11 protein-coding genes are annotated in these 12,065 nt (G+C 64.4%); 6 read left to right on the top strand and 5 right to left on the bottom strand.

All coding sequences use genetic code 11. The features are described 5' to 3' along the window. Window positions 1–9: 9 nt before the first annotated feature. The 6 genes from LB532_RS04395 (at window position 10) to LB532_RS04370 (ending at window position 6,594) form a co-directional block, all read left to right on the top strand. On the top strand, window positions 10–834 hold the full coding sequence (locus LB532_RS04395; protein WP_140491348.1) for a carbohydrate ABC transporter permease: 825 nt from the start codon (window positions 10–12) through the stop codon (window positions 832–834). A 64-nt stretch (window positions 835–898) separates the two neighbouring features. Continuing rightward, the gene (locus LB532_RS04390; RefSeq protein WP_140639268.1) at window positions 899–1,903 is read left to right on the top strand and encodes an ABC transporter ATP-binding protein; all 1,005 of its coding nucleotides are present in this window, start codon (window positions 899–901) and stop codon (window positions 1,901–1,903) included. Further along, window positions 1,900–2,670, top strand: a complete 771-nt coding sequence (locus LB532_RS04385; protein WP_140639269.1) for an L-iditol 2-dehydrogenase — start codon at window positions 1,900–1,902, stop codon at window positions 2,668–2,670. The genes LB532_RS04390 and LB532_RS04385 overlap by 4 nt, the downstream gene beginning before the upstream one ends. Window positions 2,671–2,833: 163 nt before the next feature. Then, complete coding sequence (locus LB532_RS04380; protein WP_140639270.1) at window positions 2,834–4,312, top strand: mannitol dehydrogenase family protein; 1,479 nt, start codon at window positions 2,834–2,836, stop codon at window positions 4,310–4,312. A 15-nt stretch (window positions 4,313–4,327) separates the two neighbouring features. Next, entirely contained in the window at window positions 4,328–5,011 is a 684-nt protein-coding gene (locus tag LB532_RS04375) for an HAD-IA family hydrolase (RefSeq protein ID WP_140639271.1), read from the top strand. Next, on the top strand, window positions 5,008–6,594 hold the full coding sequence (locus tag LB532_RS04370) for an FGGY-family carbohydrate kinase (protein ID WP_140639272.1): 1,587 nt from the start codon (window positions 5,008–5,010) through the stop codon (window positions 6,592–6,594). Before LB532_RS04375 ends, LB532_RS04370 begins: the two co-directional genes overlap by 4 nt. A 15-nt stretch (window positions 6,595–6,609) precedes the next feature. Here LB532_RS04370 and LB532_RS04365 read toward each other — a convergent pair whose 3' ends face one another. The 5 genes from LB532_RS04365 to LB532_RS04345 form a co-directional block, all read right to left on the bottom strand. After that, entirely contained in the window at window positions 6,610–7,698 is a 1,089-nt protein-coding gene (locus LB532_RS04365; RefSeq protein WP_140639273.1) for an ABC transporter ATP-binding protein, read from the bottom strand. 2 nt (window positions 7,699–7,700) lie between these two features. After that, the gene (locus LB532_RS04360; protein WP_224556393.1) at window positions 7,701–8,747 is read right to left on the bottom strand and encodes an NAD(P)-dependent alcohol dehydrogenase; all 1,047 of its coding nucleotides are present in this window, start codon (window positions 8,745–8,747) and stop codon (window positions 7,701–7,703) included. Between the two features lie 15 nt (window positions 8,748–8,762). Then, a complete protein-coding gene (locus LB532_RS04355; protein ID WP_140639275.1) occupies window positions 8,763–9,575 on the bottom strand; it encodes a carbohydrate ABC transporter permease in 813 nt (270 codons plus the stop codon). 11 nt (window positions 9,576–9,586) lie between these two features. Beyond that, a complete protein-coding gene (locus tag LB532_RS04350) occupies window positions 9,587–10,453 on the bottom strand; it encodes a carbohydrate ABC transporter permease (RefSeq protein WP_140639276.1) in 867 nt (288 codons plus the stop codon). Between the two features lie 154 nt (window positions 10,454–10,607). Beyond that, the gene (locus LB532_RS04345; protein ID WP_140639277.1) at window positions 10,608–11,879 is read right to left on the bottom strand and encodes an ABC transporter substrate-binding protein; all 1,272 of its coding nucleotides are present in this window, start codon (window positions 11,877–11,879) and stop codon (window positions 10,608–10,610) included. Between the last annotated feature and the right edge of the window lie 186 nt (window positions 11,880–12,065).

Here is a 12,065-nt window from a genome sequence, read left to right as displayed (position 1 = left end):
GAGGAAAAGATGGCACGCGCAGTCACAACCCGGCACAAGACGATCGCGACGGCTGCCGCCTGGATCGTCGCCTTGCTGATCTTCTTCCCGATCCTCTACACCATCATCACCTCGTTCAAGTCGGAACAGGAGGCGATCCAGGGCTTCAACCTGATCCCGTCCGGGACCTTCGAGAGCTATTCCGAGGTCCAGGCGCAGAACGGCTATTTCAAGTTCTTCCTGAACTCGGTGCTGCTCTCGGTCGGCTCGACCATCCTGGCCCTGCTGGTCGCCATTCCGGCGGCCTGGTCGATGGCGTTCTCGCCGACCAAGCGGACCAAGGACATTTTGATGTGGATGCTATCCACCAAGATGATGCCGGCCGTGGCCGTGCTGTTTCCGATCTACCTGATCTTCCGCGACACCGGCCTGCTCGACAGCCGCATCGGCCTGATGGTGATGCTGATGCTGATCAACCTGCCGATCGTGGTGTGGATGCTCTACACCTATTTCCGCGAAATCCCCGGCGAGATCCTGGAAGCGGCGCGCATGGACGGCGCCTCGCTGTGGAACGAGATCATCTATGTGCTCACACCCATGGCGGTGCCGGGCATTGCCTCGACCATGCTGCTCAACATCATCCTGGCCTGGAACGAAGCGTTCTGGACGATCCGGCTGACCACGACGGAAGCAGCACCCTTGACCGCCTTCATCAGCTCCTTCTCCAGCCCGCAAGGCCTGTTCTGGGCGAAGCTCTCGGCCGCCTCGACGCTGGCGATCGCGCCGATCCTGATCATGGGCTGGTTCAGCCAGAAGCAACTGGTGCGCGGCCTGACCTTCGGTGCGGTGAAGTAGGGGCGGCGCCCGTGAAGTAGCAGCGTGCGCCAGGCGGCGGACGGAAATCCACCGGGAGGAAAGCATGGGAAATATCACGCTCAAGAACGTCTCCAAGTCCTTCGGCTCGACTTCGATCATTCCTAACATCGATCTCGTCATCGAGGACGGCGAGTTCGTCGTCTTCGTCGGCCCGTCGGGTTGCGGCAAGTCCACGCTGCTCAGACTGATCGCCGGCCTGGAGGACACCAGCGGCGGCACCATCAACATTGACGGCCGCGACGTCACCGGCGAGGCGCCGGCCAAGCGCAAGCTCGCCATGGTGTTCCAGTCTTACGCGCTCTACCCGCACATGACGGTGGCCAAGAACATCGCCTTCCCGCTGAAGATGGCGGGCGAGGACCAGGCGACCATCGACAAGAAGGTGAAGGACGCCGCGCGCGTGCTTAACCTCACCAACTATCTCGAGCGCCGCCCCGGCCAGCTTTCCGGTGGCCAGCGCCAGCGCGTCGCCATCGGCCGCGCCATCGTGCGCCAGCCTTCAGCCTTCCTGTTCGATGAACCCTTATCCAACCTCGACGCGGCACTGCGCGGCACGATGCGGCTGGAGATCAGCGAACTGCACCACCAGCTCAAGACGACGATGATCTACGTCACCCACGACCAGGTCGAGGCGATGACCATGGCCGATAAGATCGTCGTGCTGAATGCTGGGAATGTCGAGCAGGTCGGCTCGCCGATGGAGCTTTACAAGACGCCGAAAAACCTGTTCGTCGCCGGCTTCATCGGCTCCCCGAAAATGAACCTGATCGAAGGCGCGCCGGCGGCGAAGTACGGCGCCAGGACCATCGGCATCCGGCCCGAGCACATGGCGATCTCGACCACGGCGGGCGACTGGAAGGCGACGGTCGGCGTCGCCGAACACCTGGGATCCGACACCTTCCTGCATGTCCAGGCCGACGGTGTCGGCCCGCTGACGGTGCGCGCCGACGGCGAACTCAGCGTCCACCATGGCGACAGCATTTACCTCACGCCCGACAAGGCCAAGCTGCATCGCTTCGGCCCCGACGGCAAGGCATTGGCGCCGTGAGGCTGAAAGGCAAATCGGCGCTGATCACCGGGTCGGCGCGCGGCATCGGCAAGGCCTTCGCCGAAGCCTATGCCCGTGAAGGCGCCGTGGTGGCGATTGCCGACATCGATCTCGAAGCCGCCGAGAAGACGGCCGCGGGGATCGGCGGCACGGCCTATGCCGTGAAGCTCGACGTCACGGACCAGGCCTCCATCGACGCCGCGGTGAAGGCGGTGGAAACCAGGACCGGCGGCCTGGACATACTGATCAACAACGCCGCGATCTTCGACCTGGCGCCGATCGTGGAGATATCGAGAGCCAGCTACGAGAAACTGTTCTCCGTCAACGTCGCCGGCACGCTGTTCATGCTGCAGGCAGCCGCCCGCTCGATGGTCGCGCGGGGAAAGGGCGGCAGGATCATCAACATGGCGAGCCAGGCCGGGCGGCGCGGCGAGCCGCTGGTCGCGGTCTACTGCGCCAGCAAGGCGGCGGTCATCTCGCTGACCCAGTCGGCCGGGCTCGACCTGATCAAGCACGGCATCAACGTCAATGGCATCGCGCCCGGCGTCGTCGACAGCGACATGTGGGACCAGGTCGACGCGCTGTTCGCCAAATACGAGAACCGGCCGAAGGGCGAAAAGAAGAGGCTGGTCGGCGAAGGCGTGCCCTATGGCCGCATGGGCAGACCGGAAGACCTCGCCGGCATGGCCGTGTTCCTGGCCAGCGATGAAGCCGAATACATCGTCGCCCAGACCTACAATGTCGATGGCGGCCAGTGGATGAGTTGACGTGGATGAGTTGAGGGGGGAGGCGCTTTTCTCTTTTCCTCCGGAGAAGACGCCGCGGGGCGGGTGAGGGGCAGCATACTGAACGCCAGGTGTTGCCCCTCATCCCCGCTCTTCCGAAGGAGGCGAAACAGTCGGGCCGCAGATCGGCCGAAGGGTAATGCAGATGACAGTGAAACTCTCTTCCTCGAACCTCGCCAGGCTTCCGCCGAAGGTCGCCGTTCCGAACTATGACCGGTCGGCGCTGAAGGCCGGCATCGTGCATTTCGGAGTCGGTAATTTCCACCGCTCGCACCAGGCCGTCTATCTCGACGAGCTGTTCAATTCGGGCGTCGGCCACGACTGGGCGCTGGTCGGCGCCGGCGTATTCGAGGGCGAGAAGATCGGCCGCGGCAAATTGGAAGAGCAGGACTGGCTGACGACGGTGGTCGAGCAGGATGAGGGGCATATGAGCGCCCGCGTCACCGGCGCCATGATCGACTTCCTGACGCCGGGCGATGCCGCCGCCATCATCGAACGGCTGGCCGATCCGGCGATCAAGATCGTGTCGCTGACCATCACCGAAGGCGGCTATTTCATCGATCCTGCCTCCGGCGTGTTCAACCCCACGCATCCCGACATCGTCGCGGATGCGCAAGCCGGTGCCGTGCCGAAGACCGTGTTCGGCATCATCCTCGCCGGGCTGGTGCGGCGGCGTGCCGACGGCATCGTGCCGTTCACGGTCATGTCCTGCGACAACATCCCCCATAACGGCCATGTCACCTCCGACGGCGTCATCGGGCTTGCCCGGCTGATCGACGAGGACCTGGCGAACTGGGTCAGCGACAAGGTCGCCTTTCCCAACGCCATGGTCGACCGCATCACGCCGGCCACCTCCGATCGCGAGCGCACGATCCTGGCCAAGGAGTTCGGCGTGGAGGACAATTGGCCGGTGTTCTGCGAACCGTTCCGGCAATGGGTGCTGGAAGACCATTTCACCGCCGGCCGCCCGCCGCTGGAGAATGTCGGCGTGCAGTTCGTCAGCGATGTTGCCCCTTACGAGCTGATGAAGATCCGCATCCTCAATGGCGGCCATGCAGCCATCGCCTATCCGGCCGGGCTGATGGACATCCATTTCGTCCACGAGGCGATGCAGGAGCCGCTGGTGCGCGGCTTCCTCGACAAGCTCGAGCACGACGAGATCATCCCCACCGTGCCGCCGGTGCCGGACACGGTGCTGGAGGAATATTACCAACTCATCGAGCACCGCTTCTCCAACCCCAAGATCGGCGACACGGTGCGCCGGCTTTGCCTCGACGGCTCCAACCGCCAGCCGAAATTCATCATCCCGACCATCGCCGACCGCTTGAAGGCGGGAAAGGGTGTCGCCGGCCTGGCGCTGGAATCGGCGCTGTGGTGCCGCTACTGCTTCGGCACGACGGATAGCGGCGCCGTCATCGAGCCGAATGATCCGAGCTGGGAACGTTTGCAGGCGACCGCGAAGGCGGCCAAGGATGCGCCCGCGGCGTGGCTTGCCATGGAGGATATCTATGGCGATGTCGGCCGTGCCGCACCGTTCGTCGAGGCCTTCGCGCACGCATTGAACGTGCTGTGGACGGATGGCGCGCGCGCCACGCTGACACGCTATCTCGCAGGCAGGCTCTGAGAGCCGTTCGATACCATGGCGCCTGACCTGGTCATCTTCGACTGCGACGGCGTGCTGGTGGACAGCGAGGCGCTGTCGGTCTCAGCGCTGCTGGGCATGATCGCGCTTGCCGGCGGCAGCATCGGCGAGGACAAGGCCTACGAGCATTTCCTCGGCAAGAGCATGAAAAGCGTGCGCGAGATCCTCGACCGCGACTTTGGCCTTGATATCACCGATCAGCACCTGACCACGATGCGTGTCGAATTGATGCGCAAGTTTCGCGAAGAGCTGAAGCCGATCCCCGGCGTCAAGGACATGCTGCTGAAGCTCGGGCTGCCGTTCTGTGTCGCGTCCTCGGGCACGCTCGACCGTATCCGCTATGCGCTCGACGTCACGGGATTGCTTGGGCTGATGGAGCCGCATCTGTTCAGCGCCGGCATGGTGGCAAGGGGAAAGCCGGCGCCGGACCTGTTCCTTCATGCCGCCGCCTCGATGCGGGCGCATCCGCGCAAATGCCTTGTGATCGAGGACAGCCCCGCCGGCGTCGCGGCGGCGCGCGCCGCGGGCATGCGCGTCTTTGCTTTCACCGGCGGCTCGCATGCCGGCAACCCGGCGCTGAAAGCGCGGCTTGCGTCGAGTGAGCCGGACTTTATATTCGCTGACATGCTGCAATTGCCCGATCTGATTGCAGGCCTGGGAGCGAGAGACAGAGCATCTTGACGAAACAGTTCGTTTGCGCGGTCGATGTCGGCACCGGGAGCGCCCGCGCGGGTATTCTCGACACCAGTGGCACCTTGCTCGGCCGCGCCGAGCACCCGATCGCCATGCACCAGCCGAAGGCCGATCACGCCGAGCATGATTCGCGTGATATCTGGTCAGCCGTGTGCGCCGCGGTGCGTGCGGCCCGCGAAAAATCCGGTGTTGCCGCCGAGGACATTGCCGGCATTTCCTTCGATGCCACCTGCTCGCTGGTCGTGCGCGACAGGCAAGGCGGCCAGCTCAGCGTTTCGGTGACCGGAGAGGAGCGCTGGGACACCATCGTCTGGCTCGATCACCGCGCCATCGCCGAGGCCGACGAATGCACGGCAAGCGGCCATGAGGTGCTCAACTATATCGGCGGCGTCATGTCGCCGGAAATGGCAACGCCGAAGCTGATGTGGCTGAAGCGAAACCTGCCGAAGACCTGGAATGAAGCCGGCTATCTATTCGACCTCACCGACTTCCTGACCTGGCAGGCGACGGGGTCGCTGGCCCGCTCGCAGTGCACGCTGACCGCCAAATGGACCTATCTGGCACACCGGGAACCCGCATGGCAGCGCGATTTCTTCGAACTCGTCGGCCTCGATGACCTCTTCGAGCACGGCAATCTGCCCGAAAGGGCAAGTCCGGTCGGCGCTTGCATCGGCTCTTTGAGCGCGCAAGCAGCGGCGGGCCTTGGCCTGACGGAGACATGCCGGGTCGGCGCCGGGGTGATCGACGCCTATGCCGGCGCGCTTGGCGTGCTCGGCGGCTTTGCCGGCGACGAGCGGAATATCGGCCGTCACCTGGCGCTGATCGCCGGCACGTCCTCCTGCGTCATGGCGATGTCGCCCGATCCGCAGCCTTTCGCCGGCGTCTGGGGCCCCTATTACGGCGCCGCACTTCCGAAGCTGTGGCTGTCGGAAGGCGGCCAGTCTGCCACCGGCGCCCTGCTCGACCACATTATCCGCTGGCACGGCGCCGGCGGCGAGCCGAACGCCGCCATGCATGCCAGGATTGCAAGCCGCGTTGCCGAGCTGCGCGCCGCGGAGGGCGATGCGCTTGCCGGCCGGCTGCACGTGCTGCCGGATTTCCACGGCAACCGCTCGCCGCTCGCCGACCCGCACGCGGTCGGCGTCATCAGCGGTCTGACGCTGGATTCCTCCTTCGACAGCCTGTGCCGACTTTACTGGCGCGCCGCCGTCGGCATCGCGCTCGGCGTGCGCCATGTGCTGGAAGCGCTGAACGAGAATGGCTATCTGATCGACACGCTGCATGTCACCGGCGGCCACACCAAAAACCCGCTCTTGATGGAACTCTATGCCGACGCCACCGGCTGCACGGTGGTCGAGCCGCTGGCGGACGAGGCGGTGCTGCTTGGCACCGGCATGGTGGCGGCGACCGCGGCCGGGCTTTTCCCCGACCTCAACGCAGCCTGTCTTGCCATGCAGCAGGGCGGCAGGACGCGCGCCGCCAACCCGGCCGCCGGCGCCCGCTTCGATCGCGACTACCGGATCTTCCTGGAGATGCACCGGCAGCGCCAAGCGCTCGACGCGATACGGTAGAACTGGGAATGCGCTTTACCGTGTCAACAAGGATAGGCCGGACTTGGCATCGAACAGGTGCATATCCGATTCGTCGAACGTATAGCGGACATCGCTGCGGATAGTAGGGCAGGCGCGGCTGGGAACGAGTGCGCTGATCTCCTTGCCGCCAAGAGCGAATGTCACCAGTGCATCGTTGCCATGAAACTCGATGAGATCGGCCGTTCCTGCCAGGAGGTTTCCGGCGCTGTCGGGGTTCGCGGGCTTGAGATCCGGAGGCCTGATCCCAAGCACCGCCTGCTCGCCATGTTGGAGCTTGAAGCGCGAGCCGTTGACGGTGAAGACAGTTCCGCCATTGGTCAGCGTCCAGCCATTTCCTTTCCGGGCCACCGTCACGTCGATGAAATTCATGTTCGGCGTGCCAATAAAACCGGCCACGAACATGTTGCCGGGCCGCCGGTAGATTTCCGCCGGCGAGCCGACCTGCTCGATGACGCCATCCTTGAGCAGCACGATGCGGTCGGCGAGCGTCATCGCTTCGAGCTGGTCATGGGTGACGTAGACGGTGGTGGTCTTCAGCGACTGGTGCAGCCGCGCGATCTCGACGCGCATGTGGTTGCGCAGCTTGGCGTCAAGATTGGACAGCGGCTCATCGAACAGGAACACTTTCGGCGTCTTGATCATGGCGCGCGCGATCGCCACGCGCTGCTGCTGGCCGCCGGAAAGCTCGGCTGGCTTGCGGCCGAGATAGGGTTCCAGCCCGAGCGTCCTTGACACCGCTTCGACCCGCTTCTGGATCTCGGCCGCAGGCACTTTCTGGCGCCGCAGCCCGAAGGCGATGTTGTCGAAGATCGTCATATGCGGGTAAAGGGCATAGTTCTGGAACACCATGGCGATGCCGCGATCGCCCGGATCGAGATCGTTGACCACCTTGCCGCCGATCGAGACCTCGCCGCCGCTGATTTCCTCCAGCCCCGCCAGCATGCGCAGCAAGGTCGACTTGCCACAGCCGGACGGGCCGAGGAACACGACGAACTCGTGCTCCTCGATCGAGAGGTTGAGGTCGCGGATGACCGTCGTGGCGCCATAGGCCTTGTCGACATGGAAACAGGTGATCGCGGACATGGTCAGCCCTTTTCGCCGCTGAGCAGGATCTGCAGCTTGACGTCCTGCGGGTGCGCTGCCGCCGCCCGCTCGAAAGCCTCGATGCTGTCGGAGAAATCATAGGTGCCAGTGATCAGCGGCTTGAGATCGACCTTGCCGGAGGCGATCAACTGCAGGGCGCGGTCGAAAATGTTGGCATAGCGGAACACGGTTTCGATGCGCACTTCCTTCGATATGGCCGCTGGCACGTTGAGCGCCACAGGCTCCACCGTCAGCCCGACGAGGACCACCGCGCCGCCGGGGCGCACGACGTCGAACAGATCAGCGAAGGCCTTGGGGCTGCCGCTGGCCTCGAAGACGATGTCCGCCCCCCAGCCGTCGGTGGCCGCGCGCACGGCATCGACCAGCGGCTGCTCGCCGATGTTGACCGGAACGACGCCGGGATAGCGCCCGGCAATTTCGAGCTTGGGCGCGGAGAAGTCGGAAATCAGCACTTTCGAGCAACCACCGGCCAGCGCGGCCAGCGCGATCATGATGCCGATCGGGCCACAGCCGACGACACCCGCCACGTCACCCGGAACGATTCGCGCGCGCGCCGCCGCCTGCATGCCGATGGCGAAAGGTTCGACCATCGCGCCTTCGGCGAAGGAGACATTGTCGGGCAGCCTGTAGGTGAACGCCGCCGGATGCACGGCTTGCGGCGCCAGAATGCCATGCACCGGCGGCGTCGCCCAGAAGGTGACGTCCGGGTCGACATTGTAGATGCCGAGCTTGGTCGCCCGCGACGACAGGTTCGGCACGCCCGGTTCCATGCAGACGCGATCGCCGACCTTCAGCGTCCGGACATTGGCGCCGATCTCGACGATCGTTCCGGACGCTTCGTGGCCGAGCACCATCGGCGCGCGCACGACATAGCTGCCGATGGCGCCATGGGTGTAATAATGCACGTCGCTGCCGCAGACGCCGACCGTATGGATGGCGATCCTGACGTCGTCCGGGCCGACGTCGAGCGGCAACGCGATCTCGCGCAGGGCCAGCTCGCCCTTTTTCTCAAGCACCAGTGCCCGCATCGTGTCGTCCTCGCTTCAAGTCTTTTTTTGCCGGAAAACGGAATTCAGGAAGCCGCTGAGCACGCCGAGAAACAACAGCGGCGGCAGCGACAGAAGCACGACCGAGGCGTTCAGGATTCCCCACGGCACGTTCATGCCTTGCTGGGAGAGTTCCGAGGCGACGATCGGCAAGGTCTTGGCGTTGGAGCTCGACAGCATCAGCGCTATCAGGAACTCGTTCCAGACCAGCACGAAACTGAAAGCCACCGCGCCGATCAGCGAGCGCGCCGCGACCGGCAGCGCGATCCGCCAGAACACCGAATAGGCGCCGTAGCCGTCGACGAAGGCGGCTTCCTCGACCTCCTTCGGCACGGCCTGGAAGGCCGGGATGGCGAGCCACATGATCACCGAGATGGTGAGCAGGCAATAGGTGACGATCAGCGCGGCAAGCGTGTCGTAAAGCCCGAGCTGCAGCCAGATCACCATCAGCGGAATGGCGACCGCCACCGGCGGCAGGAAGCGCAGCGACAAAACGAAGAACTGGATGTCGCCCGCCCAGCGGTTCGGGTAACGCGCCACGGCGTAAGCCGCCGGCAGGCCGAGCACCACGCCGATCAGCACCGCGCAGCCGCAGGCGACGACCGAATTGTAGAGGCCGGTCATGACGCTGTCGCGGCCGACGATATAGCTGATGTTGGCCAGCGTCGGCGTGAACACCAGGCGCGGGACGCAGGTGATGATGTCGACATTGTTCTTCAGCGAGTTGAGCGCCGTCCACAGCAACGGAAACACGGCCATGAAGCCTGCAAACGCCAGCACGGTCTTGCCGATCAGGCGGCCGGGTCTCATGCGATATGGCCTCATGCCTGCACCCGCTTCCACAGCATGGTGAAGGTGATGACCGTGGCGATCATCATCAGCACAGCCATCGCCGAGGCGTAGGAGACCTTGCCGGACTCGATGAAGCCTTGCGAGAAGGCGTACATGTCGAGCGTCTCGGTCGCCACGCCCGGCCCGCCGCGGGTCATCACATAGATCAGGTCGAAGGAGCGCAGCGATTCGATCATCTTGACGAACATCAGGCTGACCAGCGGCGCCTTCAGCATCGGCAAGGTCACATAGGCGTGGATCTGCCAGCGTTTGGCATGGTCGAGCCGTGCGGCCTCGATCGGCTGCGGCGGCAGCGTTTCCAGGAGCTTCAACACGATGACGGCGAAGAACAGGCCCCACTGCCAGACATCGACCGATGCGACGGCGAACAACGCCGTCGCCGGCTTCGACAGCGGATCGAAGATCAGCCCGCCGGTGAGCAGCCGGTAAGGATAGGTGGCGATGCCGTAGAGCGGATGATAGGCGAACTTCCAGACGAAGGCCGCCGACACGCGTGGCAGCAGGACCGGGATGATGAACAGCAGGCAGTAGATGTTGCGCAGGCGCGGCGACGCGACCTCGAACATCAGGACGCCCAGTCCGATGGCGACCGCCATTGTCGCGATGACCGTGACGAATTCCCATTTCACCGACACCCAGACGGCGTTGAGAAAGCGGCGGTCGACGAACAGGTCGGCGAAATTCGAGAACCAGACATAGGAATAGGCTGTCGAGCTGAGTTCACGGTTCTGCAGGGCGATGACGACCGCGTAGAGCGTCGGCACCATCGACAGCACCAGAAGGATGGCGAGTGTCGGCACGACGAAGGTGACCGGCAGGGATGAGCGTCGCGGCATCTGTCTAACCTCTGCTGCGTCTCGGACGATTGGGCATGACTGGCCTTTCGGGCGAAGACTGGCTCAAACCGAAATGATGAACCAAGACCTGCGGCGCACAGGTTCCGGCGCTCCACCGAATGCCGTGGACCGCGCGCCGCAGGGGGAGGATGGCTTATTTCTTCACCAGCTCGTTGGCATAGGCCTCGAGTTCGTTGAGGCCGCCCTTGATGTCGGTGCGGGTGCCGGTGACCAGTTCCTCGAGGATGATGCCCCAGCGGTCGCCGAGATCGGGCCAGCGCGGGTCCTGCCAGAAATTGACCGCCGTGACCTTGCCGGTTTCGGCCAGTGCCTGGCCGAGATCGGCGCCGTAAATATCGGCGAATTCCTTGCTGGCCAGGATGCTGGTGCGGTTCAGCTCGCCGAACTGGTGGGCGTCGAGCCGGCGCTTCTCGTTTTCCTTCGATGTTGCCCAGGCGATGAACAGGCCGGCGCATTTCTTCGACGCGTCGTCGGCATTGGCCTTCGCCGCGATGGCGAGGCCATGGCCGTAACCGCCGCCGGGCAGTGGCGACGGCGGCGGCAGGAAGCCGATGTTGCCGACGACCTGCGAGGTCTTCGGGTCGACCGCCATGCCCGACAGCGGCGTGGATTCAACCAGGATCGCGACCTGGCCCGACAGGAAGGCGCCGGTCGATTCATCCCAGCTGCCGGTCTGCGTGCCGGGCGCCGAATCCTTGAACAGTTTCAGGTAGGTCTCGGTCGCCTTGACCGCGGCATCCGAATTGAAGACCGGCTTGTCGCCGTCGAACCACTGGCCGCCATAGGCCTTGAAGAACGGCATCCAGCGCCAGACATTGGCGCCCGAACCGCGCGCGCCACGCAGCGCGATGCCATACATGCCCTTGTCCGGGTTGGTCAGCTTCGGCACGTCGGCGATCAGCTCGTCGAGCGTCTTCGGCGGCTGGATGCCGGCGGCCTCCAGCACGTCCTTGCGATAGACCATCAGGTCGCCGCCGCCGGTCAGCGGCGCGAACCAGACCTTGCCGTCATAGGTGGCGACCTTCTGGCGGCCGGGGTCGAAGTCGGCATAGTCGTAGTCGGCCGGATAATAGTCGGCCAGCGGCACGATCCATTTCGAGGAAGCGAACAGCGCGACATTGGCTTCGTCGACATAGTAGACGTTGTAGTTGCCGACCGTGGACGCGTCGGCGCGCGATTTTGCCCGGCGGTCGTTCTCGTTGAGGTAATCGATCTGGAAGCCGGCGCCGGCAAGCTTCTCGAACTCGGCCTTGGAGTCCTCCAGAAGCGTCAGGCCGTCACGTGGCTGCGCCAGCACCTTGACCGGCGCCGAGCAGACCGGCGCCTGCGCCAAAGCGGTGGTGGAAACGGTAGCGGAAAGCATGAAAGCTGCACCAAGGCTGGCAGCGAGCCGAATTGGTTTCATTATTTTCTCCTCCAGGAACACGTCGCAGGAAGCGGACGTCCTCGGGTTGCGCGATCCTCACCATCGCCCGAGCGACTTGCCACCCATCGCCAAAATGCGGAGTTGCGGCGGCTCGCGCTAGAAGCCCCGTTGCAGAAGACCTGTACTTTTATGCATTGTGCGGCGCAAAAACCGGCATCCGGTTGC

Source organism: Mesorhizobium sp. ESP-6-2, assembly GCF_020164675.1.
Classification (GTDB): Bacteria; Pseudomonadota; Alphaproteobacteria; order Rhizobiales; family Rhizobiaceae; genus Mesorhizobium.
The sequence above is the reverse complement of the archived record's forward strand: the minus strand, read 5'-3'. Positions and strand labels throughout refer to the sequence as shown.